This window comes from Pseudobdellovibrio exovorus JSS, assembly GCF_000348725.1.
Lineage (GTDB): Bacteria > Bdellovibrionota > Bdellovibrionia > Bdellovibrionales > Bdellovibrionaceae > Pseudobdellovibrio > Pseudobdellovibrio exovorus.
Genome location: NC_020813.1, coordinates 2,406,181 through 2,430,365 on the forward strand (window position 1 = coordinate 2,406,181; position 24,185 = coordinate 2,430,365).

The window sequence follows — 24,185 nt, forward strand, 5'->3', positions numbered from 1 at the left end:
ACCACTGAGAAAAATGGCTCAGACGAATGGCTCACTTGAGCCATGTGATACGGCCTTCAGTTTGTCTCGGAGCTTTAGGGGGCTCGTGATCAGGGTAGCCCAAGACGACTCCACACAAAAGTTCTAGCTCGCCTTTTTTGTATTCTTCAAGCTGATCTACACCTAAGAACTTATCCACTTCATCTTTAATCTCGAGCGGAGCTCCCATCGTGCAGCAACCCAAGCCTTCAATCTGGCACGCCAAATTCAAGTTTTCCACGGCCATATAAACACTGCCAATGCTCGTGTGATAGCGTTCGTCTGTTGAGTTATGGGAATAAGCAAAAATCAAAACAGGCGCATCGCCTAATGTGAAAAAAAATCTTTCTGTGAAATCATACAAAGATGGCTTTAATCTTTTTTGCAAAACATCTTTAATACCCAGCCATGACTTTTGCGAATATTGCAAATATTCGTCTCGTTTAGTCCCTTGAACAACAAAGAACCTCCAATTTTGACGATTCTTTCCAGAAGGTGCTTGCATAGCCGCTGCTAAAATTCTTTCCAGAACTTCATGGGGCACCTCTTGTTTTTTAAATTTACGAATGGACTTACGAGAAGCTATTAAATTGTAAAAATCATCTCTGTTTATTTGACCCATGCCCCCTATTATAACAATATAGAGAAGCATGAATACAGCAGATAATACCTCTTCATCTAAAAAAAATATCATCATTGGTATTTTACTTTTAGTCGCTTTGACTGCTGCCATTCTGTCATCTTTACCTACAGTACAAACTCGTCTGCAGTCATTATTTGCAACTGACGAACGTCAACTGTTAGCCAAAATCGAAGCTTTTTATGGGCCTGAACAAACTCAATTTTTGATTTTGAAAGTAAAGAATTCCCACGGAATTTCTGTTGAAATCTACCAAGAGCAATCCGAAGCAGGACAGCAGATTTTTCGTCAAAAATTCGATCTTTTACATGACTCTGATGTGCATATCACCATTGATAAAAATGCGACCAATCTGGCTTTGTCAGATGTAGACCAAGATGGACACATGGATATCTTGGCGCCCTCTGTTGATCGTAACGGGAACCTAAGACTGAATACCTTCCGTTACAACAGTGATCTTCATATCTTCGAACCGATGACGGAAGATCACTCTTACTAACTTCTGTTACCACTCACGACTACTTATTGATTTTATTATTCAATTGGTGCGGCTGCTGATTTAAATCCCGCCATGAGCGGTTTTCCCGAGCTTTTGGATTCAATTGAAAATCACGTACGGCTTGATTGTGCTGCTGCAAGGTCTCAGAAAACACATGAGTTCCATCATTCTTACTAACAAAGAAAATATAATTCGTCTTCGCTGGTCTTAATGTTGCTAAAAGCGCATCTTTTCCCGGATTTGCAATAGGAGTTGGAGGCAAGCCCGCATTGGTGTAACTGTTATACGGCGTTGGAGTTAACAAATCATTACGTGTGATATTGTTTGGCATCTTTCCTTGCTTCATGGCCATGCCATACAGAACGGTAGGGTCTGTTTGTAATCGCATTTTTTTGTGAATGCGATTGTGAAACACCGAAGAGACAAGTGGTCGTTCAAAAGCGGCACCTGTTTCTTTTTCTACGATACTGGCGAAAGTCACAATTTGGTTTCGTGTCCACCCTGAGTTTTTAGCCACAGGTTCAATTTCTAACTGCCAAACCTGTAGAAATCGACGCACCATCTGAGTTAACAAAGCACGTGTACTTTCAAACTTAGTGATCTGATAGGTCTCTGGATAAAGATAGCCTTCCAAACTAGGAAGCTCTTCGCCAAGTAAAGATCTAATGAACTCTTTATCATAGACCAATTTAAAAAATTCTTCGCGAGTCCCAATTTCATTTTTTTCAAAAATCTGAACAAGATCAAAAACATTTAAACCTTCGGCGAAGGTGATCTTACGAGCCACACTGCGACCAGAAATCAGAACCGAAATAATTTGATCAGGAGTCATAGACTGAGTTAAAGCGTACTCACCCACCTTAAGCTGTCCCCCCAAACCTTTGAATTTTACATAGTACTGAAAAAGGCGTGCACTCCGAATAAGCTGTTGCTCTTCCAACGCTGCCGAAATGCGCGGAAGTGTATCACCCGGCTCAATATCAAATAAAACTTCAGCAGTTCCCTTACCCGCTGGAGTCATCACGGTTTGATAAGCAAAAAAGCCAACGGCCGCTACAAGAGCGACCGCGATGCATACACTGCTGATAAAACTCAATTTTAGAACCTTGTTAGTCAAGGCTAACCCCAGGTAAAAGCTTTGTCTTATCCAATGAAGTCGGATCTTCTAAGCTGGCCACAGGAACTGTGCAATACTGAATTGCAAAGTGAGCCGAAGGGCGATCATTACCTGATTTACCCATTCCACCAAATGGCAGTCTTGAGCTGGCTCCATTCGTTGTGCGGTTCCAATTAAGTAAACCCACGCGCGCTTGTAATAATGCCGATTCATAAAGTTCTTTATTTTTACTGAACAGAGCCATGACTAGGCCATATCCTGTTGAGTTGACAATTTCCATTGTCTTATCAAAATCGCTTGAACGATAAATAGCGACATTCGGGCCAAAAATTTCTGTTTTTTGATAGACAGATTTTGGATCGAAGTTTTTAACTAAATGAATACTCGGAGTCACATAGTGACCTTTGTGTTCTAACTCAAGAGCCTTACCACGCATTAAGCTTTCACAATTTTCGCGATTCGCCATCTCTTGAAAACGAATATACTTTTCGACAGCGGCTCCGTTAATCAATGGTCCCATAAATGGGTTCTTTGACCAGTGACCAATCGTCAATTTCTTAGAAGCCTGATAAAAACGCTCAGTAAACTCATCCGCAATTTTATCATGTAAGATAACTCGCGATGTACCTGAACATCTTTGACCTGTCGACATGTAGGCACCAACAAGCGTTTCATAAACAGCTTTATCTAAATCCGCATCTTCCCAAACCACTGTCGCATTTTTTCCGCCCATTTCCAGCGCGGTGATTTTCCAGTAGTGATTCAAAGTTTCCTGTTTGATTTTTAATCCCACCTCATACGAACCCGTAAACAATACGCCATCCACAAGTTCATGGGCCACAAGGCGACGTCCTGTTTCGCCTTCACCATGGATTAAATTAAATACGCCTGCTGGGAACTCTGCTTTTTCAATCATCTGTGCATACAATTGTCCTACAGCCGGAGTCTGTTCAGATGGTTTAAAAACAACTGTATTTCCCGCAAGTAATGCGGGAACGATATGGCCATTAGGCAAATGCGCCGGAAAGTTAAAAGGTCCAATAACAGCCATCACCCCACGTGAGCGATAGCGAATCACCCCATCCACTTGTGGTAAAGCATTGGTGATACGCTCTTCAGCGATCAGCTTCACAGACTCTTTCACCGTGATATCAATTTTAGCAGACAGCGCTTTAGCTTCGCTTGTCGCATCCCAAAGTGACTTACCTGTATCACGTGCGATCAATTCAGCCATTTCAGCTTCGCGCGCGATAAAGACATCTTTCAGTTTTAAAAGATAATTCTTTCTTTCGTCTAAAGACAATTTCGCCCATGGCATGTAAGCCTCTTTTGCCGCTTTACACGCTCTATCCACATGATCTAACTGATAATCTATCGTTAAAACATGATCTTTTAAGTCCGCGGGACTAATATCTTTGAACTGTCCGTCTGATTTTTCATTTTTAATAAACTTGCCTGCAATGAAATCTCCGGCAAATGTTATATTTTTTAAACTCATGATGACCTTCTTCCACCTTCGCCAGTAGTTCCCAGTGGGCTGACAAAAACTTGTTGATCTGATTCCACTTGTAACAGCTCACGTGCACGTGCTGGCAAAGCCACAATGCCATCACGAATCTCGTAACTGCTCATCACACAGCGGAAACTGTCAGAACCGACACCAATTAAACCTTGGCTCTTAAATGTCGCCTCTTTCAATTCCCCTACTGTGACTTTCTTTCCTGTTTTAATAGGTAAGATTTCAGACGTTTTAGCTCCGTAATGAGGGCCTCCATCAAAAGGGTCCACTTCATCCAGATATTCAAAACCGATACTCTCAAGTAAATGTTGAGCTGGCTTGGTCGCCTCACCAACACGTCCCAATACCAAACGCGCTTTAGAATCCAGTAGGCTCAGATAAATATCTTCCTCTGGGAAAAGAGCTTCGATAAATTCTTTATTTGTTTGCGAAAGCATATCCGCTTCTTGATAAGGTAATCCTGTGAAGCGACGACCTAAGGCTTCCCAAAACTCACTGCGCCCTTCTTCTGTCAGTGGCGGAGTCAGTTCACACAGCACTCGCTCTTCAAAACGCTCAGGGTTTAATCCCATGTAGACAAAACGACTTAATGAAATTTGTTTTCCTAAACGCTCAGGGCGACGACGATAGGTCTTATCTACCAAGAGTCCACCAATTTCTGTCGGCCCATCAGAATCCGTTTGAAAACGTAAGACCTGATGAATAAATCCCAAGCCTAAATCCTGAGAAAAATGGTCGCGCTTGAGGATTTTAAAGTAGCAATGCGGAACTTCTTCATTACCGTGTTTCGCGATAATCAAGGAGCTTCCCACCACTAAGTTCTCTTCTGTATCTTCCACAACAAAAACATATTCCGACTTATCTTTTGGCAATTCGCCAGCAAATGAAGCCTCACTGCGGGCAATTTTTTCAGCTAAAATCTTGCGGTTGCCCGGCAGGTTCAGCAAATTAAATTGCTTCGCCAAATCGGTCAGTTGCTGAAGATCATCACTTCTTACAGACCTGATTAAAAAACTCATAAACAAAACCTTTCGATCATTTGCTCGTAAAAGGCGGTCGCCTTTTCGAGGTCCTCTATCTTAACATGTTCTTCGGGAGTATGCACATTGCCTTCTCGTACCCCCGCACCAAAGCAAATACATTCGATATCAAGCCGAGTAAACAAACTCGCCTCATTGGTCGAAGCCAAGCTCACACAACGGGGTTCCAAACCCATTTTCTCTAGAATACTCTGCGCTGATTTAATAAGAACTGAGCTATCATTCGTGCGATAAGGACGCTTATAATCGGTTATACGGAATTGGGCTCCGCACTCTTCACATACCTGTTGAATCTTCTTCATCCACAGTTCGTATTGCTCTTGTGTGACATTCGGCAAGATGCGGCACGATCCCCCTAAAAGAATACTATCCGTCTGTGTTCTGATAATTCCGGCACTCCACGTCGAATGGGACGGCTCAAACTCTTCATCCACCAGAAGGCGCATATCGACATCGACCTCTTGAATAACTTTATAAATTTTGTTCAATTTTTGCAGCGTCGGATTTTTAATATGGGAAACCATTTCAAGTTCCACCATAGCCTGACTTGGAATCATGTTGAAACGTGTGCCACCATCGACTTCGATGAGCACCATGTTCTCGGGCATCTTTTGTAAGAAGTCTAACATCTTCTGAATAGCATTATCACCTAGATGCGGAGTTGAAGAATGTGCTGACCTTCCAGAAAAAACTTTTGTCTGTGTTGTTGTCGATTCTGCTAATTCACGCGATTGTTTGTAGGCCACTTCTTCTTCGCTAATGGGAATACGCACTTCCACTACGGCGAAGCCTTTAGCCGCATTAATAATTTTTAAATCGCTCGTTTCACCAATTAAAGCATACTTGGCGTTGATTTTATTTTTGCGTACTAACTTTAAAGCCCCTTGCATTCCTGTTTCTTCGCCGAAAGTGCCGACAAGAACTGGTTTTAAGGCATTGAAAGGTTTGTCTTTCATTTTTGCTAGAGCATTCAATTTACAAATAAAATCCAGCTTTACTTCAGCAGCACCTAACCCATAAATTTTTCCATCCTCAATGACGGCATCATAGGGATTAAAATCATTTTTTTTCCAAAGAGCAAAATTTCCTGGATCGACTGTATCCAAATGCGTTTGCAGCAGGAATTCTCGATCCCCCACTTTGTGATCGGGAGTCCGCACAATGATATTCGCCTGCGTAATGCCGTTTTGCACTTCATGCATCACTTCCGCTTGCAGGCCAGCTTGCTCTGCTAATTGCGCCAAGTAATCTACCAATTCGACAGTTGAACTGGTCGGACAACTGTCGATGGAGATCAGCTTGCGACAAACTTCGACAAGACTCAAACTAGAGCCCTTCTAAAATTGTCTTTTCTACAATTTGTAATGCTAAATCAATTTCTGAATCTTGGATAATCGCTGGCACTAAGAAGCGAATACGCACAGGGTCTTTTCCGCAACTGAATGCAATCAAGCCATTAGCAAAAAGTTTTTTGACTAGCGCTTCAACCTGTTCTTTTTTTCCATCGAACGGAGTGAACGCAATCATCAATCCCATGCCACCTGCATCTCGTGTTAAATCTTTGCATGTGGTTTCATTTAGCTTATTTAATCCGTCGATAAAACGTTGGTGAATTTGTTGAATGCGACCATTTGGTCCCAAATAGCCTTCCTCTAACATATTCAGAATTTCCAATCCGGCTGCCATTGATGACGTCCCGCCCGAGAATGTCCCTGCGATTAAACCTGGTTTTGGGTTGTACTCTTCCGTGTAAAGAGTGGCTCCCAACTGCACTGTCTTCGCAATAGTGACGATATCCATGTACTGTCCTAAATCCATCGTTTCAAAAGCAAAGAATTCACCCGTACGAGCAAATGTTTGCACTTCGTCTGCCCACACGGCGATCTTGTTTTGTTTACAGAACTCTAACATCGGGATGTAAAACTCACGTGGAGTTGGCACAAAGCCACCTTCGCCCAGCATCGGTTCAAATACAAAACACGACACATCTTTTTCATGTTGAGCGTACTGTTCTTTCATCGCGCGCAAAGCTTTTTCAATACTTTGTGGATCACGCTTATCGTAATTTGGAATTCTTAAAACTTCATTGTACTCAGGCAAGCCCTGCTTGTAAGCCGCATTGTCTGTCACTTCGGCCATCATCGTTGAACGTCCGGCAAAAGCATTTTTCATAGCAAATACAAATCGCGCTGGAGAATTTTTTTGGCGAGCCATCTTCAAAGCATTTTCATTCGCCATTGTTCCACATGTTGAAAACCATGCGTGCTTCAAGTTACTACGGCGGCCAGCAATGCGTACTAATTTTTCTGTTAAATGTAAGTACTCATTATTTGGCTGTAAGTTTCCTTGCATAATAATATCAGACAAAGCTCCACGCACAGAAGCCTGCATCACTCGTGGATGACTGTGCCCCATTAAGTGAATTCCGATACCATTGATCAAATCCAACTTGATACTGCCATCTTCAAGTTCAACAAAAGGACCACGTCCTGCACCTGTGCCGATATAGTTATGGTACAGAGGACGACCACGTAATTTAGCGATCTCTTCTGCTTTCTTTTGCGCTTGTACTTTTAAAGATTCATTAGGACCACGAACCGTATCAATGGAATTATTATGTGCACTCACTTCATCCACTAAATCACGCACAAGACTTTCAACTGCGGGATCACGATCAATACGTCTTCCAACTAAAGTTTCATCCGAAGCTGCGACATGATTAAGAGTATTTTTGAAAAGAGATAACATGATTTACCTTTCCTATTTACGCCAGCATTTACCTAGCGTTGTTTAGCCCAATAATTTCTAAATTGGTTTGAATCAGAACATCTTACATCGGTGCAGTAGCACGTGACAACGAACCCCGCTTCTTTGTAGACTTTGGCATTATGCCGCAAGAAAACGACACCGACGTCACTACCGCCGAAACTTTACCTTCTGAAGTCTTGTCTTCTACTGACGTAGCTGTATCCGCTGTACCGGATAGTGAACCCACAAGTGACACTCAGATTCAGAATAGTCACACTTTACCACCAGCGACATTCGAACAGGCTTTAGCCTTTCAGCAACAAAAAGACTGGGGTAAATCTCTTGAAGCTTACCAACAGTTACTCGACCAAAGTCGAACTCAGGATCGCTCTACTTTGAGCGATACACAGGCTTCGGTGATTTATCACAATATGTCGGCTATTGCGTTTGAACAGAATGATCTGCTGAAAGCCTATGTTTGGTCGAAAAAAGCTGTCACACTCAATCCATCGAACTCTTTGGCCAAAACAGCTTTCGAACACTATGCCACTCAGTTTCAAGTGCCCCACATCGCAAAGAACGCCTCAGGTTTTGAAAACTTCAAAAAAACCGCAGGCTTAGTTCCTGTTGATCTTTGGTTTGTTCTGAGCTCACTGTTTGTTTTATTAAGCTTTTTTCTGTTTTTCAAAAAGCAGTTGGCCGACAGACGAAGTGTGCTGGAAGGGCTTTACACTCGTGCAGCTAAGTGGCCAATTATCATGTCCATCGCCGCTGCTGTTATTTTTAGCAGTATCACATGGCTCACCTATGCAGACAGTAAAATTCCACGGGCTATTGTGATGACAGATTCAGCACCCGTGCAAACTGCAGCCGGAGACAACAAGCCCGTCATTTTCGCAGCTCCCGCCGGCTTTGAAGTTGAGGTTTTACAAAAGCAAGACGGCTATTATCAGGTGCGAAGCGCCGGAGCCTTTTCAGGTTGGATGCGCCAATCTGATTTAGAGCTGCTGAGCCTCATATTTTAAGTTTATATTTTAGGTTTATATATTTTAGCTTATTTTATAAGCGTGTTTTTTCAGCACAAAAATAATGTCGATTTTACAGCGCGGACTCGATTCACTTTGACATCACTGGACCCTTCGGGTTTTATCAGTTTAAGCACTAGGACTCATTTAAAATGACAAGTAAGATCTTGAAATTATTATTTATTTCTATTTTTTCATTCAGTGTATTTTCATGCACTAGTGCCGATAAAACTGCGTCCACAGCAGAAGAAGCTTTTGCCATCGCACAAGAGTTCGACAAGAAAGATCGCTACACAGTTGCGATTCAACGCTACAACGATGTTAAAAATAAATTTCCTTACAGTTCCTACGCCACAGCAGCAGAGCTGGCTATTGCCGATGTTCACTTCCGCAGTGAAGCTTATCCAGAGGCACAAGTCTCTTATCAAAACTTTCGAGAGTTACATCCGCGACACGCACGTATTGATTACGTGATTTTTCAAATCGGCATGAGTTACTACCAGCAACTTCCCGATACGTTTGATCGCGATATCGCATTGGCCAATGATGCTGTTTACAGCTTCAACGAATTGATTCGCCGTTTTCCAAATTCAGAATATTTCCCGCAAGCGCAAGAGTATCGTCGTAAAGCCTTCACTATGCTGAATGAAAAAGAACTCTATATTGCCGATTTTTATTTTAAACAAAAAGTCTACTCATCAGCTTTGCTGCGCTATGAAAGTTCTTACAGAAAGTTCCCTGGTTTTGGATTAGAACCTCGCTCTTTATTGGGAGCCACGAAAAGCGCACAGAAATTGGAAGATCGCCAAAAGCAGTCTCAGTACTACGGACTTTTAATTTCAAAATTCCCAGAGTCGGATGAAGCCAAAGAAGCTAAGCGCGAGGGACTGGAGTAATGAAGTCTTTTTCGCAGCAGCTTATTGACGAAGCTCGTTCCGCTTTTATTGAAGGTGATTACGCCACAGCAGAACCACTTTTGAATCAACCTACGCTGTTGCACTCTAGAAACCCTGAAGTTCTGCAGATGTTAGCCACGATCTATTACGATCAAGGTAAATTCAATCGCGCCATCACGACGTTTAAAAAAGCTCTTGAAATCGACCCTGGTTACACAGATGCCGCTGTTGGGCTTTCGATTATTTTAAATGATATTGGACGCTACGAAGATGCTAGAAAAATCTTCGAAGAAGCTAAAGCTTTAGTCGATAGCAAGAAGCAGCAAAAAGATCCCAATACCAATGAAAAGTTCGCGCAGAAGCACGCCGAGCTAGGCGATATGTACTTACAGTTTAAACGCTTCGAAGAAAGTGCTGAACAATATTTAAAAGCCAGCTCATTATCCTCTAGAAAAGCAGATTACGTTTTGCGCCTTGCCGAGTGCTATGTGCAAGCCGGACAAAAAGATAAAGCAATCAAGGAACTTAAAACTTTACTACAGACAGACCCGCAACTTGTGGCTCCTCGACTGAAGCTTGGTTTAGTTCTTTATAATTCCCATCATATTGCCGAAGCCGTCGATCAGTGGGAGAATATTTTGCGCTACGATGCGAAGAACCAAGAGGCTTTGCGCTATTTAAAAATGGCCCAAGCTGCTGGTGTAACAACTCACCTATAAGAAAGATATAAAGAGAGATTTTATGGCTCAAATCAAAGACGAAATGACATCATTTTTATCTAAAGAAGATATCGCTAAATTAGTGAGTAAATTAGCTTCGCAAATTGAAAGCGACTACGAAGGTAAAGAGATTATCTTTATCTGTCCTTTACGCGGTTCTATTCACTTCGCGGCAGACCTTATGCGCAAAGTGGAGTTAATGCAGCAAGTGGATTTCGTCTACGTTCAATCTACTGAAAAAGGCGGAGCTATTCGTATGACGAAAGACATCAGCCTGAATATCACAGGTAAAGATGTCATCATCATTGAAGAGGTAATCGATACAGCTCGCACGTTGAGTTTCTTAAAAAGCCGCCTGTTAGCTTCTCATCCGGCTTCACTTAGAATTGTAACTTTATTGGATAAACCAGCTCGCCGTGAATTACCAATCCGCGCCGATTACATCGGTAAAACAATCGAAGATCGCTACGTTGTAGGATATGGAATGGACTCTGAAGAGCTAGGCCGTAACTACTCTGATATTTACGTTCTAAGAAACTAATTTATATTCTTGAGTCTTAGCCCATTACTGCGTTCACAACGAACAACGTAATAACGCCGACTACATATATAAATATCAATTGCTTCGGAAGCATGAAGACCCCTCTTTTGCTGCGAATAATGCTTATATTAAGCTCTCTCAGATTACGCTAGACCACAGGGCAGCTCAAATTGCCCTTTTAAAACACGTCCAAAGTCGAGCTTTTCTGCACACCAGACATGTTTCAATCCATGTATCAAACAAAGACACAATTAAAAAATATCGACATATTAAGTTTTCCCAAAAACAGACGATAAGTAGGTATCACAGTAAAAGGGGTGGAATATGAAGTTATTATCTAATCTAAGAAATCGCTTAAGAAAAAATTTAGTTAACAACAAGCGTGGTCAAGGTGCTACTGAGTACATCTTATTATTAGTGGTTGTTGTTGGTCTTGTAATGGTTTTCGGACCAAAAATTAAGTCTATGGTGGGTGACAAAATGGAGTCATTATCACAAGACGTTCAAGGCGTAACAACGGATATCTAAGCAGGTATCTAATACGTCGCTTTAATCGGAGTAAAATATGACTCTGGAATACGTGCTCCTACTGGTTATCGGGGGAGCTCTTTTCATGACAACCCTCATGTCAGCGCCTAAAAAAGCGTTTGATCAGGGAGGCATGCGCCTTGCGGCCAGAGTCGAAACTCAGATTGCGACAGGGACAGGATTTAAACCCTATCCAGTTGGACGTGACGATGAAGAAAAACGAGTACCATGGGTACAAGAACGATAGTCATGAAGTTTTAAGTAACAATAGAGGCCAATTTCTAATTGAGTCTATGTTGTTATTAGTCGTGCTATTGGGCGTCTTCATGTTCATCACTAACTACGTCCGTAGTGAAAAATTAATTTCTAAGTTATTGGAAAATCCTATCACGAATATTTCAGCTATGACGGCCTATGGGACTTGGCGTTCCGATGGCTGCACAGGAAAAAATGGAAATAATCTGACTATTGGTAAATGTCACCCGAACTCTATTCACCGCTCTTTGAGCTCGGCACCGAAAGAGCAGTAGGCGCCTATGAAAAGAAACCCTCGCAGACACAATGGCAACTCTGGTTTTATTATCGCAGACTTCCTATTTGCGTTTGTCATGGTTATTGGAACTGGTATTTTCATATTCGCATTAACTTTTTCTTTGGCGACAATTGAAGTCGCACAATACATTGTCTGGTCTACAGCTCGTAATTACTCTGCAGCCAATCTCAATGAACCCGCAGCACAACAACAGGCGCGCCAAAAATTTGAAAACTTAACAGCGGCGTTTCCCCTTTTAACAGGGAACGGAGCTGATTCCCCTTGGTTTCAATTATCTTCAGACTCTTTAGTCATCGGAGACCTCGCCAAACTGGATACAAAACTGATGGAAGATCTTTCGGATGAAGATCGATTTAACCTGTCACGACAACCTTGGACTGGTGCTAGCGCGCGCATCAACTTACGTCTTTTTGCTTCGCTGAAAGTTCCTTTCTTGGGCCCAGTAGCTGAAGATAAATCTCTTTTCGAATTTCCTGTACGTGCCTTTATTATTCGCCATCCACGTCGTGATGACTGCCAAAGATTTTTTTATCAGCAACGCTTTGATCTTGGTATTAAGCAACTTGAAAACGGCAATCTAGAAGGCTTTTCAGGGACACCCTCTACACTCAGTACTATTAGCAATGTCTCTAATGGCTTAGGAGAGGACAACGGATGTTAAAAAAATCCTCTTCTGTTTTTACTAGATATTCCATCGTGGACTCAAAGCGCAAACGCCGCTTTAAGAATTCAGAAAAAGGTATGGCCACTGTTGAAAGTATCCCCATGCTTTTCTTGCTGGTGGTGATATTAAGTTTTTCTTTAGGTTTTTTCGGATCTATTCATTCAGGGATTCTAAATTCCATCGGAGCCTATAATTACGCTTTAGAAACATTCCGTTTTAAATCCGACTTAATGTATCTGCGTCCAGGCGCTGATCCAAAAGAGAACAACTACAAACTTTCAAACAACCGCGTACATGGAATCTTGGCAGAGGGTGAAGAGGCCGGACAACAAGCTTCAGAGGATTGGCTAGCCACTCAGCGTTCAATTGCTTACACCTTTAGTCCAGAAAGGGAAGAAGAGGAAATTCGAGAAAGAACTCGAACTTTAGCCTCAGAGGCAAATCGTAAATATGGCGAAAGAGGCGCTCCGAATAATATCTGGACCGTGATTTCCACATACGTACCTAAGTCCAATTCTGACATACGAACGCCTAGAATTTGGATCAAGACTGTTTATGGGATCTGCGTAAATGCCGATTGTGGAGAAGACCCTAATTAGTACTATCTAATATGGAGAGGTAAGACATGGGACCAAATGAATCAAGAAATTTATGGATCTCGATCGGAGCTGGTGTTTTTGCCACGTTCTTACTTTATTCGTACTCACAAGAAAAACGAAACGAGATTGAAAAAGCAGCCGGAGACACGATCCGTGTTGTGGTCGCACGTGAAGATATCCGTCACATGGATACGATCTACGATAACGTTTTAGAAATTAAAGAAAAGCTCAGAAAAGATGTCGAGCCCGATGCCTATGAAAACATTCAAGGTGTCGTTGGTGGTATTGCGGCGATCCCTATAAAAAAAGGTCAAACTCTGACGAAGAATCAGATTCTTGAGTTAGGCCCTGAAACAGGTATGGCACCGCAGGTATCCCCAGGAAAACGTGCCGTTACAATCCCCGTCAGTGATGATCGTGCCAATGCACGTTTAATTCGCCCAGGTGATCGCGTAGATATTTTGGCGATCATTGACTCTGGCCGTGGTGTTAATCAAAAACGTGAAGTGACTGTACTCATGCAAGACGTAGTGATCTTGGCGACAGGGATCAACGTGAATAATAATATCCCACGTACAATCGAAAGAGATCCTTCAGGTCGTGGTTTAGTTCAAACGACGCTTACTGGTGATACTCGCTATAATACAATTACAATCGAGGCCCGCATCGAAGAGGCGCAAGATTTGGTGTATTTAGCCGCTACGAACTCTAGTAGCTTGTATTTCCTTCTTAGAAATCCTTACGATCGTAAAGTGGCACCACGAGTTCCAGCCTCTTCCGCAGAGGACATTCAAAGACGTATTCTTCCAACTGGACCTTCATCTCAGTCACCTACGAACTTAGCACCAAATAATGGTCTTCTAGGCCGATAGGCCTTACACTAAAAGGCAGATGAAGTTTGTCAATTTATCTGCCTTGGCGGTAGTACTTTTCAATTTAGGTTTTGGTCTTAGCACAGCGGCACAAGCGCAAACCGGAGCTCCTATGGTTCCGGGTAATGTTCCTAACTCGAGTGTGGGAACACCAGGAACAAATTTACCCACTCAACGCCCTTTAACTTCTACTGCTGGTGGCACTGTCAATACGGCAGAGCTTCCAACAGATGAAAGACCCAACAGCAAAAGAATCCGCCGCCAGTTAAATCTTGTTGTCGGTGTTACCCATGATGAAGAGTTTCGTATTCCAGACCGCGAGATCAGCGCTAAGGGTCGTATCAATTTTTTCGATGGTGGCAATGGCATCAAACGTATCGAAGGCACGGATTTCTTTCGTTTCTTCCCTACGAATGTAGGCAATGGAATCGTGTCTTTACACGATAAGAAAACAGGTCAGCTTCTGGTCGAAATCCATTTTGATATTCGTGACGACGCCGCAGAAAAAACTCTGCGTGAAGTGCAGGCCATGCTAGCTGACATTGAAGGTATCGAGTTTAAAATCGTAAATGGAATTGTTCACCTTGATGGCTATGTCCTTGTCCCACGTGATCTTATGCGCATCGGACAGGTGATCAGCACATGGGGCCCTGATCGCGTCAAATCACTGGTGACATTAAGCCCGATTGCCCGAAAAAAAATTGTGGAATTCATCGCCAATGACGTGAATAACCCTGAAGTCAAAATTTCAGCGGTCGGAGACTATATCAAACTTGAAGGCCAAGTGAATAACGAAGCCGAAAGACAACGTATCCGTCAAATCGTGCAGCTTTATATTCCCGATATGGTCATCGAAACATCGCCAAATGCTGGCTTTGTGCAAATCCGAGGTCGTAAGAATGAGGGCCGCTGGGAAGATCTTGTTGTGGATTTGATCACAGTTAAGACTCAGGAAGAAAAAGTTGAGCCTCCACCGAAGATGATTCAAATCGTAACTCACTTCGTGAAGTTTAATGACAACTATCTAAAATCATTTAATTTTTCTTTTTCTCCGGTATTAAGTGCTGTGGCAGGGACAGAGAATCGTCAACCCACATCAACTATCGGTGAAACAGCTCAGTTGATCAGTAACTTACTTCCTAAGCTGAACTGGGCGAAGGTCCACGGCTACGCAAAAGTTCTGGATACAGCCTATGTTTTAACTCAGGACAATGTGCCCGGAAAAATTTCACGTACCGTACAGAGTAGCGCGCTCATAGCCGGCGAAAATGGCTCGCTTCAACAGTCTCCGGCCCCGCCCGCCCGCGTGGATTTACAGGTCGTTCCCTCAGTAAGATCTGAACGTTCGGGTTTGATCACACTAAAAGACTTAACCGTTAATGTGACGACGCCATCTAAAAGTGAAGCCACAACGACTAGTATTCAAACGACTATCTCGGTGCGGGATCGCCAAAGTGCTGCTTTCGGGGGAATCTTAAAAAAGGACTCTGAAACAAATTATGGAACTCCAGCAAATCCTGATGCTGTCATCACTTTAGAGGCGTCTAAAAGCTACACACGCAATAATTCTCAGTTTGTTGTCTTCGTCACCCCTATCATCAAATCCTCAGCCAGCGCGGGTGTTGAGCAAGTTAAAAAGAAATTCCGAGTGCGTGATTAGCGCTCCAGACAAAGGTCTCCGGACCTTTGTCGTTACACTTTTCTGTAAAGTGTTTGGACATTTCTGTCGAAAAGAAGTTGTGAGAATATAAAGAAAATCAGGCACACGGAGGTCGTTTTGGCTTTAAATCCCCAATGTCATCTTATCGCAGTTCTTGGCGGTAAAGGCGGAGTCGGCAAATCAGTATTTGCTGCCAACCTCGCTGCAGCTATCGCTATGGAGCTTCGCGTGCCGACATTGTTGGTGGATTGCGACTCTAAGAGTGTGGGCGATCAAAATATTATCACGGGTTTGAAACCAGTTAAAACTCTACGTGAATTAGCGAACTCAACACAGTCATTGAACTCGACACCGCTTCAGCAGATTGTGACTCCGCACCCAGGTGGATTTTCTTACCTCGGCGCCGTACGCGGACCAGAAGAAATTCTTTCTGTGTCTTCGGATAACTTATCAAAACTTTTCGAATTCCTTTCACGCTCTTTCAAATTTATTGTTGTGGATTTAGGAAATGATATCGGCCCCATGCAAAATACTGTTTTGCAAGATGCAACAGCCATCACCATTGTATCAACGCCAGAAATTCTAGTGGTGCAACAGACACAAAGAATGATTAACGAGCTGCTGACTCAGGCTCTTCCGAAAGAGATGTTTCAGCTTATTCTGAACAAGTTTAACAATTCAGGATTAGCTCCACAGGTGATCGGGCAACATTTAGGCTTAGCTCCTTTAAGTTTAATCCCGTCCGATGAAGCCTCTACAGCCGCATCATTAACAAATTCAAAACCTTTTGTTCTGACAAATCCTAAGTCACCGCTTTCTGCTGCGTACTTTGATATTGTTAGAAAACTCACAGGTGGCGTTTTACAACGTCTTAAAAATGTTCAAAGGCCAAAACCAGTGGCTCCACCTGTTGCAGCTAATACTGCTGGAGCAGCAGATGCACCGATTGCCAACCCTAATGGCTACGATGCGAAGACACTTTTAAAATTACGTATACACTCTGAATTGATTCGCACAGTGGACTTGAAAAAAATTCTAGCTGAAGTTGGCGACAACGAAAGTAAAGAAAAAGAACTCCGTGCAAAAACTCAACGCGATATCGGTTTAATTGTCGATCGCGAGGCTCCGGACCTGCCGCGTGATGAAAGACAGCGTCTGGTTAAAGATGTCCTTGAAGAGGCCCTTGGATTGGGACCACTTGAGGATATGTTGGCTGACCCGTCTATTTCCGAAATCATGGTCAATGGTGCTAATCGTATCTTTATTGAAAAGGGTGGTAAGGTTCAGCTCAGTGGAATTAAATTCACATCGAACGATCACTTACGCCGTATTATCGAGCGAATCGTGACACCACTTGGACGTCAAATTAACAATGCGACACCTTATGTGGATGCCCGCTTAAAAGATGGAAGTCGTGTGAATGCCGTCATCGAACCGCTGTCTCTTGATGGGCCGGCATTGACCATTCGTAAATTTAAAAAAGGTGGGATCTCGGCAGAAAAATATATCGAGTTCGGAAGTGCCACCAAAAATATGTTGGATTTCTTACGTATATCGGTTGAGTACGGCTATAACGTCGTCATCAGTGGCGGTACCGGTTCCGGTAAAACATCCCTACTGAATATGATCTCGCAATTTATCCCTGCTCACGAACGTGTGATCACTGTGGAAGATGCCGCCGAATTACAATTAATGCAAGAGCACGTGGTGCGCCTAGAAACACGTCCACCTTCAATGGAAGGATCAAATGCAGTAACGATTCGCGATCTTATTCGCAATGCCTTACGTATGCGTCCAGATCGTATCGTTGTCGGGGAAACCCGTGATGGTGCGGCCTTAGATATGTTACAGGCTATGAATACGGGTCACGATGGCTCTATGACGACGACCCATGCGAATTCTCCGCGTGAGTGTTTGGCTCGTTTAGAAACTCTCGTGATGATGTCAGGACTTGAATTACCTGTACGCGCAATTCGCGAACAGATTGCTGGCGCTGTTGATCTGATCGTTCAGATTGTACGTCTTTCCGATGGTAGTCGTAAGATTATCAGCATCACTGAGGTTGTCGGTATGCAAGGTGATGTGATCACTCTAGCCGAAATTTTTAAATTTAAAGAAACAGGCTATGACAAGAACAGACGCGTTTTAGGACAATTTCAGTCTACGGGTACTGTTCCTACATTTGTACAAGAGATTAAAGATAAAGGTGGCCACATTCCAATGGAGATTTTCTCGAATGAAGCTCCGAAGACAACTCCACCTAAACCGACAGGCCCTGCGACTCAAACTACCACAAAACCTGCAACACCGAACACTGTGGTAAAAAAAGTAGGTTAAAGAGGTAGACTATGGATTTAACAAACATACCCTTCCTTAAATCAATTCTTCAGCACAACTGGCTGGTGATGATATTGGTTGGCGTTTCCGTTTTCTTCAGTATCTACTTCTGGGCAGATAAAATTTTTACTAAGCTGACCAATGCTGGGCTCAGCAAAAAATCTGATGTTTTACAGTACATGAAGTTGATGGGCATGGAAGTTAACGAAGCCAAAGTTAACCGCATGCTTTTACTTTCTAGTTTCGGCGTGGGCTTTTTATTTTTTGTTATCAGTTGGCCCAATGTTTCGGTGGGACTTTTCTTAGGTGCTTCCGCTGGTATTGCAGGCTTTCAATTGCCACCAATTATTTTTAAGGCTCTTTACGAACGCCGCTGCTCAGTTTTTGTAGATCAGATGGTGGATGCCCTAACAATCATGGGTAATGGTATTAAAGCTGGTTCAAATCCACAGCAGTCGATGCAACGAGTGATTGAGATCATGGGGAACCCTGTCAGCGCAGAGTTTTCACAAGTGATCACGCAAACGCAATTCGGTCAAAGCTTCGAAGAGGCTTTAAATGACTTAGCCGCGCGTATTCCTAAGGCCGACGTCCAGATGTTCGTCGTGGCTGTTAATATCTTAAAAGAAACTGGTGGTAACTTATCTGAAACTTTTACCACTATCGTCACCACCATTCGTGAACGCCAGAAGCTCGAGAAAAAAATATCAGCCATGACCGCACAAGGGATCATGCAGGGGATTATCGTCTCTTGTATTCCCTTTGTTTTGATGGCTGTATTTTACTTCTTAGACCCGACCCACCTAGAACCGATGTTCGGTACGACTTTGGGCTTATTGTTGCTGGTCGGTATGCTAGGTTTGCAAATAATCGGTGGAGTGATGATTAAAAAGATTGTTACTATTAAAGTGTAATCATGGAGATCCTGAATATGAAGTACAGTGCTGCTCTTGTTTTGTCTTTGTTGTTGTCATACGCACCCGCTCACGCGTTGGTGGATATGAACAGCGCCAGCTACTCTAACGTTTGGACGGACTTACAAGTTCCAGGCAATGGCTACGATCTAAAAGTTATGCGCGCCTATAAAAGCAGAACTTTATTTAATGGTATGTTCGGGTTCGGCTGGTGTTCTACTTTTGAAACTAAGTTAGAAGTTATTTCTGAAGGAAATATTAAAATTTCTGAGTGTGGTGATGGTTTAGAAATCGTTTTCTCTCCGCGCGAAATCACGCGTAAAGATGTCGACACAACAATTGCGCAGATTATCGCACGCATGAAGGTCGATCCTAAGCTTAAGATTTTATCTCAAGACTACTGGAAAAAGCTTTCTGATGAACTCGTTGAAAACTCAGACAAGCGTTCATCTTTAGCAGCTCAGTATAAAGTTTTAGTTCCAGTTAAAGAAGGAACTCGATTCTTAGCCAACGGACGTGAAGTGGAAAATGTTGTGTTTAACAAAACGCACTATACTCGTAACTTATCTGATGGCAGTTACCAACGCTTCGACTTACAAGGTCGCATGACTCATAACTACGATAAAAATGGAAATTTCTTACGCTTCACTTACGATCAAGACTTATTGACTCAGCTTGAAGATAATAATGCGCGTAAGCTCAGCTTCCGATACTTTCCCAACAAAAAAGTTCGCCAAATCACAGGCCCTAATGGTTTGACCTCTGAATACAAATACGATTCAAAAGAAAATTTAGTTTGGAATAAGAATGCGTGGGCCAAAACAGATAAAGATGTTTACACCTACGAATACAATGAGTTCCACAACTTAACAAAAGCCACATGGCCAGATAGAACTTCTATCACGATCCGCTACGATAACATCAAAGACTGGGTTGTAGGTTTTACTGATCGTGATAAGTGTGTCGAAAACTACAAGTATGAGTTCTCTCCGACAAATGCAAAATTTCACTATTGGTCAAGCGTAGTTAAAACCTGTGGTAAAGATGTTGTTGCACGAAATCGCTACGAGTTTTGGCACAAACAATTACCAAGTGGCCAAGTGGTGTTGTCGCGTGTGTTAACCAACACGAATGGCAGCACAACGGATATCACTTACCATGACATCCATGGCAAAGCGACTTCGATCAAAAAGAATAACGACAAAGTTATCTTTGACTACTTCCCAGATGGCCTCATCAAAACACGTGAATCTGCTATTTCAAAAGTTGAATTCACTCACGATGCTGCGACTAAAAAAGTTGCGAGCGTAAAGACGACAGTTTTCGATAAGGGCAAAGCGGTATCCGTGATTCAAACTGTTTTCCGCTACGACAATAAAGGTAACTTGATTTATGCAGAAAATACGGATGGTCAAAAAATCAATATGACCTATGACTTTAAAGGTCGTATTGCCACTATCACAGATCATGCGAAAAAAGTTGTCCGAATTGACTATGAAGAACGCTTTGGTAAACCATCTGTAGTGACACGACCGGGGTTGGGAACAATCCATGTCAGCTATAAACCCAACGGCGAAATTGCAAAGGTTGACAGCGCTGAAGGACCTTCAGTAGCGTCACAGGTAGCAAGCACATTCAGTAACTTACTGGAAGTCATCGCTCCGGCAACTAAAGACTTATATTTGTAAGGATGCATTTATGCTAAAAAGTTTTATCTCAGCTTTCTCGATTTTGTTCTTAGCCATCACCAGCAGTGGTGTTAGCGAAGTTAATGCCCAAGTGAACGATGACTTAATGCCGATCGTTCAGCACACCAATACAAGCCGTCTTCCGGCCAATACAGACGATATTGGTGAAGATCCCAACATGCGCATGCACAGAACCATCTTGCCTTCTGTAACAGAAGCCAGTTTAAATGAAGGCCAGCACATTTTTATCTCTAAAAATCCAAGCCGTCCTTTTTTAAGAGGCCGTCTAACAACTCCAGATGTTCCAACGGCTGTGGTTGCTCCCAAAGCTCCAGTTCGTAAAAGTACTCCTTCATCTGACGATAGCTCTGGTACAGGAAACTAGTTACCAGCCTACTTCTTACCTCATTTTAGGCGTATCAGTCTGATACGCCTGCAAGTTTCCCTTCTAAGTGTCTAAAATATTGTCTATCCCGCGACTAGCTCACTTTTATAACCTACTGAAATTACTATATTTTTATACTTCACCTTCTAGAGCCTTCTTGGCATCGTCTTCGCAATAGTCTTTAAGTGTACGCTTTTTATTAAGAAGGAGATTACTTATGAAAAAGATCGCTATTATGTTTTTTGCTAGCTTTTTGTTTGTTGGTGCAGCCGCATTCGCCGCAGGTCCAGAAGCATGCCCTCTATTACGTAACAGCAGTCGCACCCTTCACCCAGATGACAGCCGCGTTCTTCCAGACAGTGCCTCAGTACGCGCAGCACCAGCTTCTGTTAGATCAGGTAATGTTGGTACGGGTAAATAGTTTTACGCTTCTAATTTAAGAATTTAAATTATTCTTCTTCAGATAACAGCTCGTCGCCGTCTTCGGCCTCGGGCTGTTTTGTTTTTTCCTGAGCACTTGCGCTTTCGCGTTTTGGTTGTAATGAAAAGAACCCATCACCATTAACTTGAGTGACAGCGGGTTTACCCCATTCTTGATAGGTTGATTTTCCTAACATCACGACATCTTTAATGAGTTGCACACCACCATGGGCCACTTTATTCACAAACTCGGCTGTGCGCGAATTCATCAACGAAGCTTCAATGCGATTTTCGATGGTCACATTACCTGTTTTCAACTGAGTCAACATCAGCACAGCAGCAGAGAAAATAAAACATCTTATTACAAATTTTAACTCATCCATTTTGGACTCCGGCGTAGTGCTGGCAGATTTCCTCTACAGCACCAAGTAATTGCGAGCGAGTAAATGGCTTTGTTAAATACGCATGGGCCCCCAAAGCCTTTGCCTGAACACGAAGAGACTCGTCATCTAACGATGAGATCACGATGACTTGTGTTCTTGGTGAAACGCCATGGAGGGATTTCAAAACATCAAGGCCGCTTTTTAAAGGCAGAACAAGTTCTAGCAAAACCATGTCTGGCTGAATCTCTGAAATCAATCGTAGAGCTTCCACACCATCACGTGCTTCTGCCACGATCTCGACACCATTTACTCCATGCAAATTAAGACGATAAATTTGTCGGATAAAGGCGGCTTCTTCAACAACCAAACATTTAATACTCATGCCCTTATTTTAGCGGTTATTTTCAGACACAGAAATGTTTTTCCGCAAGCTAGCCTTTGATCTGGACGATGTTAGTCCAGCAGCCTCTGTCGACTTTATTGCGCGGCACCGCGAAACAGTAGAAAATATAACTATGAATAACACCTCGGTATTTTTTCGATTAGTGGCCGTCGGTTTACTTTCCCTGCTTTCAGGGGTTTTTGTGAATTCCACGGCATTAGCTCAAGGCTCTGATGAAATTAAAAATAAGACTCCTTTTCCAGTCCGCTACACCAGCGAAGCCGACCAAAAGATTCTAATCAAAACTCTGGTGCTGGCTCCGGTCTATGACAACGTCAATGGTGTCTACGCAAAGCCCATCGAAAAACTTTTAACGGATATGCTGAAAAGCGATAAAGTTTGGGGTTATGCCAAGTTCCCTGCTAGCCAGAAAAATATCTTTATTGAACAGTTCGATTCTGAACCTGATCGCGTCTTAAATGTACTGAACCAAGCTCAGGCACAGGGGATGCTAACGGCCTTTATCACGAAAGGACCGAAAGGGTTAACAGCTCGCTTGAAGTTGTTTACACAGGATCAAGGTTTTTTACTGCTGGAAGAGTCCTTCCAAGATCAAGAGACCTTTGAAGTCTCTGTACTTCGTGAAAAATTCGCTGAGATGTACCGCGACATCAAAAACAGACTTCCCTATCAAGGTTATGTCTTAAGCCGACGCGGGCTAGATGTGACATTGAATGTCGGACAAATCAATGGCGTACAGGTGGGACAAGAGCTGGCTTTAGCTCAGATTATTAAAATCAACCGTCACCCGAAACTAAAATTCATGGTCGGTGTAGAAAAAGAAATTATCGCCCGTGTGCAAATCACAAAAGTGGATTCGTTCTTGAGCTTCGCACAGATTATTTTTGAAAAAGAAACAGGTGTGGTTGAAGCTGGCAGCAAGATTTTACCAACTGATTTTGTCTCTTACCCTTTACCGCAGATTAATCGTGATGGCGACGTTATCGGCGATATCCCCTCACATAGAACTCAGCCCGTAAATCCGGAAGTGACTCCTCCGGTGGAGGCCGCAAAACAAACTTCAAGTACCGCAACTAATAACAGCACAGAACAACAGAAACTGGGTGTGATTACAGCTCAAGGGGTTTTTTCACAATTGAAAGAGTCAGTGGTGCCTGTAACTGGAAATAGCTTTGAACTTTCAAAGGGATGGACTCCGGGAATTTATTTAGGAGCACAGCTCTACTATTCAGAAAACCTATTTATTGATTTCAACACACAGTACTTAAATTTCACGACCGAAAATCCTTTGCCCGGATCTTTCGGTAGTAAAATTGGCTATAGCTACTTCCGCATAACAGGTGCTTTCGGCTACGACTTTATCTTAGATAATGGACCTATATTAACTGCCGCCGTAGGATTTAGTTCGATTCAAACCAAAGTTTCGCAAAGCGCCCCAAGAGCGTTAACCGACACAAATATTGATGCCGCGGCTTTGCAGTTACGGGCCGCTATTCCCGTTAATGAGTTCACATTGGGTGCTAAGATGGATTTCAATTTTGCGAAGAAGGTGTCTCAGTCTCCGGTAACATCGGGTGATACTAGCAGTACTATCACCAGCATTGGAGTTTTCGGAACCTATCCCATCATGCCGGATTTACGTGGGCGAGTGGATCTTTACATGAACAAAATCAACACTGAATTTAGTGGCGGGACTGTGACCAACACGAATCCAGCTCGCAGCGGAACAATTGAGCTGACAAATCTTCAGGCGGGAATTGAATATACGTTTTAGGCTTTTTTGATGAGATTGTGCTTTCTGCCCGATCTTCTGTGTCGGTCAGATGCAGCATTCGCTGTCCGTTTTTTTCAATTCGGCATCCGGATTTAACACAGCAGACCAATACCCAACTTTCGGCAGAAGAACAGCCTTCATACTTTATAGTAGATATATTGGCTGTATGTTGAACCAAAAGAAAAGGGCCGATCTTTTCAGATCAGCCCTTTTTTTATTAACTTTTATTGTTAATGATTCGGT

Annotated in this window: 26 protein-coding genes; 18 read left to right on the forward strand and 8 right to left on the reverse strand. The window is 42.8% G+C overall.

Annotation, left to right across the window (positions count from 1 at the left end):
• Positions 1–31 precede the first annotated feature (31 nt).
• Positions 32–640 carry a nitroreductase family protein gene (locus A11Q_RS11850; protein ID WP_015471061.1) on the reverse strand — a complete coding sequence of 203 codons (609 nt, stop codon included), beginning with the start codon at positions 638–640 and terminating at the stop codon, positions 32–34.
• A gap of 28 nt (positions 641–668) precedes the next feature.
• On the opposite strand from A11Q_RS11850, the gene A11Q_RS11855 reads away from it, so the two are divergent.
• Positions 669–1,157 (forward strand): hypothetical protein, encoded by a 489-nt coding sequence (locus tag A11Q_RS11855; RefSeq protein WP_015471062.1) that lies wholly within the window; start codon positions 669–671, stop codon positions 1,155–1,157.
• A 19-nt stretch (positions 1,158–1,176) separates the two neighbouring features.
• On the opposite strand, the gene mltG is transcribed toward A11Q_RS11855, so the two are convergent.
• The 5 genes from mltG to A11Q_RS11880 are packed head-to-tail and all read right to left on the reverse strand — an operon-like array spanning position 1,177 to position 7,581.
• Positions 1,177–2,253, reverse strand: coding sequence for an endolytic transglycosylase MltG (gene mltG, locus A11Q_RS11860; RefSeq protein WP_015471063.1), 1,077 nt, complete (start codon positions 2,251–2,253; stop codon positions 1,177–1,179).
• A gap of 13 nt (positions 2,254–2,266) precedes the next feature.
• Complete coding sequence (locus A11Q_RS11865) at positions 2,267–3,772, reverse strand: succinylglutamate-semialdehyde dehydrogenase (RefSeq protein WP_015471064.1); 1,506 nt, start codon at positions 3,770–3,772, stop codon at positions 2,267–2,269.
• Positions 3,769–4,812: an arginine N-succinyltransferase gene (locus tag A11Q_RS11870; protein WP_015471065.1), complete on the reverse strand. Its 1,044-nt coding sequence runs from the start codon at positions 4,810–4,812 to the stop codon at positions 3,769–3,771. The genes A11Q_RS11865 and A11Q_RS11870 overlap by 4 nt, the downstream gene beginning before the upstream one ends.
• Entirely contained in the window at positions 4,809–6,158 is a 1,350-nt protein-coding gene (locus tag A11Q_RS11875) for a M20 family metallopeptidase (RefSeq protein ID WP_015471066.1), read from the reverse strand. Before A11Q_RS11875 ends, A11Q_RS11870 begins: the two co-directional genes overlap by 4 nt.
• A 1-nt stretch (position 6,159) precedes the next feature.
• Positions 6,160–7,581 carry an aminotransferase class III-fold pyridoxal phosphate-dependent enzyme gene (locus A11Q_RS11880; RefSeq protein WP_015471067.1) on the reverse strand — a complete coding sequence of 474 codons (1,422 nt, stop codon included), beginning with the start codon at positions 7,579–7,581 and terminating at the stop codon, positions 6,160–6,162.
• Between the two features lie 140 nt (positions 7,582–7,721).
• Here A11Q_RS11880 and A11Q_RS11885 point away from each other — a divergent pair, with 140 nt between their 5' ends.
• The 16 genes from A11Q_RS11885 (at position 7,722) to A11Q_RS11960 (ending at position 21,383) form a co-directional block, all read left to right on the forward strand.
• Complete coding sequence (locus A11Q_RS11885; protein ID WP_015471068.1) at positions 7,722–8,606, forward strand: IdeS/Mac family cysteine endopeptidase; 885 nt, start codon at positions 7,722–7,724, stop codon at positions 8,604–8,606.
• Between the two features lie 152 nt (positions 8,607–8,758).
• Positions 8,759–9,502: an outer membrane protein assembly factor BamD gene (bamD, locus tag A11Q_RS11890; RefSeq protein WP_015471069.1), complete on the forward strand. Its 744-nt coding sequence runs from the start codon at positions 8,759–8,761 to the stop codon at positions 9,500–9,502.
• Positions 9,502–10,221, forward strand: a complete 720-nt coding sequence (locus A11Q_RS11895) for a tetratricopeptide repeat protein (RefSeq protein WP_015471070.1) — start codon at positions 9,502–9,504, stop codon at positions 10,219–10,221. The genes bamD and A11Q_RS11895 overlap by 1 nt, the downstream gene beginning before the upstream one ends.
• Positions 10,222–10,243: 22 nt before the next feature.
• The gene (hpt, locus tag A11Q_RS11900; protein ID WP_015471071.1) at positions 10,244–10,762 is read left to right on the forward strand and encodes a hypoxanthine phosphoribosyltransferase; all 519 of its coding nucleotides are present in this window, start codon (positions 10,244–10,246) and stop codon (positions 10,760–10,762) included.
• A gap of 324 nt (positions 10,763–11,086) precedes the next feature.
• Entirely contained in the window at positions 11,087–11,290 is a 204-nt protein-coding gene (locus A11Q_RS11905) for a Flp1 family type IVb pilin (protein ID WP_015471072.1), read from the forward strand.
• An 85-nt stretch (positions 11,291–11,375) separates the two neighbouring features.
• Positions 11,376–11,537 carry a hypothetical protein gene (locus tag A11Q_RS11910; protein WP_235044615.1) on the forward strand — a complete coding sequence of 54 codons (162 nt, stop codon included), beginning with the start codon at positions 11,376–11,378 and terminating at the stop codon, positions 11,535–11,537.
• Complete coding sequence (locus A11Q_RS13820) at positions 11,500–11,820, forward strand: hypothetical protein (protein WP_015471074.1); 321 nt, start codon at positions 11,500–11,502, stop codon at positions 11,818–11,820. The genes A11Q_RS11910 and A11Q_RS13820 overlap by 38 nt, the downstream gene beginning before the upstream one ends.
• A gap of 6 nt (positions 11,821–11,826) precedes the next feature.
• Positions 11,827–12,504: a hypothetical protein gene (locus A11Q_RS11920; RefSeq protein WP_015471075.1), complete on the forward strand. Its 678-nt coding sequence runs from the start codon at positions 11,827–11,829 to the stop codon at positions 12,502–12,504.
• Positions 12,498–13,106: a hypothetical protein gene (locus tag A11Q_RS13645; protein ID WP_015471076.1), complete on the forward strand. Its 609-nt coding sequence runs from the start codon at positions 12,498–12,500 to the stop codon at positions 13,104–13,106. Before A11Q_RS11920 ends, A11Q_RS13645 begins: the two co-directional genes overlap by 7 nt.
• A gap of 26 nt (positions 13,107–13,132) precedes the next feature.
• Positions 13,133–13,978 (forward strand): Flp pilus assembly protein CpaB, encoded by an 846-nt coding sequence (gene cpaB / locus A11Q_RS11930; protein WP_015471077.1) that lies wholly within the window; start codon positions 13,133–13,135, stop codon positions 13,976–13,978.
• A 19-nt stretch (positions 13,979–13,997) separates the two neighbouring features.
• Positions 13,998–15,638, forward strand: coding sequence for a BON domain-containing protein (locus A11Q_RS11935; RefSeq protein WP_015471078.1), 1,641 nt, complete (start codon positions 13,998–14,000; stop codon positions 15,636–15,638).
• Between the two features lie 117 nt (positions 15,639–15,755).
• On the forward strand, positions 15,756–17,975 hold the full coding sequence (locus A11Q_RS11940; RefSeq protein ID WP_015471079.1) for an ATPase, T2SS/T4P/T4SS family: 2,220 nt from the start codon (positions 15,756–15,758) through the stop codon (positions 17,973–17,975).
• A gap of 11 nt (positions 17,976–17,986) precedes the next feature.
• Positions 17,987–18,889, forward strand: a complete 903-nt coding sequence (locus A11Q_RS11945) for a type II secretion system F family protein (protein ID WP_015471080.1) — start codon at positions 17,987–17,989, stop codon at positions 18,887–18,889.
• A gap of 17 nt (positions 18,890–18,906) precedes the next feature.
• Entirely contained in the window at positions 18,907–20,577 is a 1,671-nt protein-coding gene (locus A11Q_RS11950; RefSeq protein ID WP_015471081.1) for a DUF6531 domain-containing protein, read from the forward strand.
• A 10-nt stretch (positions 20,578–20,587) separates the two neighbouring features.
• On the forward strand, positions 20,588–20,962 hold the full coding sequence (locus tag A11Q_RS11955) for a hypothetical protein (RefSeq protein ID WP_015471082.1): 375 nt from the start codon (positions 20,588–20,590) through the stop codon (positions 20,960–20,962).
• Positions 20,963–21,179: 217 nt separating this feature from the next.
• Positions 21,180–21,383, forward strand: a complete 204-nt coding sequence (locus A11Q_RS11960; RefSeq protein WP_015471083.1) for a hypothetical protein — start codon at positions 21,180–21,182, stop codon at positions 21,381–21,383.
• Between the two features lie 28 nt (positions 21,384–21,411).
• On the opposite strand, the gene A11Q_RS11965 is transcribed toward A11Q_RS11960, so the two are convergent.
• Positions 21,412–21,765, reverse strand: coding sequence for a hypothetical protein (locus tag A11Q_RS11965; RefSeq protein ID WP_015471084.1), 354 nt, complete (start codon positions 21,763–21,765; stop codon positions 21,412–21,414).
• Positions 21,758–22,147, reverse strand: coding sequence for a response regulator transcription factor (locus A11Q_RS11970; RefSeq protein ID WP_015471085.1), 390 nt, complete (start codon positions 22,145–22,147; stop codon positions 21,758–21,760). Before A11Q_RS11970 ends, A11Q_RS11965 begins: the two co-directional genes overlap by 8 nt.
• A gap of 202 nt (positions 22,148–22,349) precedes the next feature.
• Between A11Q_RS11970 and A11Q_RS11975 the strand changes: the two genes are divergently transcribed.
• Complete coding sequence (locus tag A11Q_RS11975) at positions 22,350–23,942, forward strand: hypothetical protein (protein ID WP_148285000.1); 1,593 nt, start codon at positions 22,350–22,352, stop codon at positions 23,940–23,942.
• Positions 23,943–24,185 lie beyond the last annotated feature (243 nt).

Excerpts from the sequence above, each read along its gene's own strand:
- A11Q_RS11885 (WP_015471068.1), top strand. The coding sequence starts at position 7,722 with ATGCCGCAAGAAAACGACACCGACGTCACTACCGCCGAAACTTTACCT.
- A11Q_RS11965 (WP_015471084.1), bottom strand. The coding sequence starts at position 21,765 with ATGGATGAGTTAAAATTTGTAATAAGATGTTTTATTTTCTCTGCTGCT.
- A11Q_RS11865 (WP_015471064.1), bottom strand. The coding sequence starts at position 3,772 with ATGAGTTTAAAAAATATAACATTTGCCGGAGATTTCATTGCAGGCAAG.
- A11Q_RS11855 (WP_015471062.1), top strand. The coding sequence starts at position 669 with ATGAATACAGCAGATAATACCTCTTCATCTAAAAAAAATATCATCATT.
- A11Q_RS11960 (WP_015471083.1), top strand. The coding sequence starts at position 21,180 with ATGAAAAAGATCGCTATTATGTTTTTTGCTAGCTTTTTGTTTGTTGGT.
- A11Q_RS11910 (WP_235044615.1), top strand. The coding sequence starts at position 11,376 with ATGACAACCCTCATGTCAGCGCCTAAAAAAGCGTTTGATCAGGGAGGC.
- A11Q_RS11895 (WP_015471070.1), top strand. The coding sequence starts at position 9,502 with ATGAAGTCTTTTTCGCAGCAGCTTATTGACGAAGCTCGTTCCGCTTTT.
- A11Q_RS11945 (WP_015471080.1), top strand. The coding sequence starts at position 17,987 with ATGGATTTAACAAACATACCCTTCCTTAAATCAATTCTTCAGCACAAC.
- A11Q_RS11870 (WP_015471065.1), bottom strand. The coding sequence starts at position 4,812 with ATGAGTTTTTTAATCAGGTCTGTAAGAAGTGATGATCTTCAGCAACTG.
- A11Q_RS11920 (WP_015471075.1), top strand. The coding sequence starts at position 11,827 with ATGAAAAGAAACCCTCGCAGACACAATGGCAACTCTGGTTTTATTATC.
- A11Q_RS13820 (WP_015471074.1), top strand. The coding sequence starts at position 11,500 with ATGAAGAAAAACGAGTACCATGGGTACAAGAACGATAGTCATGAAGTT.
- A11Q_RS11850 (WP_015471061.1), bottom strand. The coding sequence starts at position 640 with ATGGGTCAAATAAACAGAGATGATTTTTACAATTTAATAGCTTCTCGT.
- hpt (WP_015471071.1), top strand. The coding sequence starts at position 10,244 with ATGGCTCAAATCAAAGACGAAATGACATCATTTTTATCTAAAGAAGAT.
- A11Q_RS11950 (WP_015471081.1), top strand. The coding sequence starts at position 18,907 with ATGAAGTACAGTGCTGCTCTTGTTTTGTCTTTGTTGTTGTCATACGCA.
- A11Q_RS11905 (WP_015471072.1), top strand. The coding sequence starts at position 11,087 with ATGAAGTTATTATCTAATCTAAGAAATCGCTTAAGAAAAAATTTAGTT.
- A11Q_RS11970 (WP_015471085.1), bottom strand. The coding sequence starts at position 22,147 with ATGAGTATTAAATGTTTGGTTGTTGAAGAAGCCGCCTTTATCCGACAA.
- A11Q_RS13645 (WP_015471076.1), top strand. The coding sequence starts at position 12,498 with ATGTTAAAAAAATCCTCTTCTGTTTTTACTAGATATTCCATCGTGGAC.
- bamD (WP_015471069.1), top strand. The coding sequence starts at position 8,759 with ATGACAAGTAAGATCTTGAAATTATTATTTATTTCTATTTTTTCATTC.
- A11Q_RS11880 (WP_015471067.1), bottom strand. The coding sequence starts at position 7,581 with ATGTTATCTCTTTTCAAAAATACTCTTAATCATGTCGCAGCTTCGGAT.
- A11Q_RS11935 (WP_015471078.1), top strand. The coding sequence starts at position 13,998 with ATGAAGTTTGTCAATTTATCTGCCTTGGCGGTAGTACTTTTCAATTTA.
- A11Q_RS11955 (WP_015471082.1), top strand. The coding sequence starts at position 20,588 with ATGCTAAAAAGTTTTATCTCAGCTTTCTCGATTTTGTTCTTAGCCATC.
- cpaB (WP_015471077.1), top strand. The coding sequence starts at position 13,133 with ATGGGACCAAATGAATCAAGAAATTTATGGATCTCGATCGGAGCTGGT.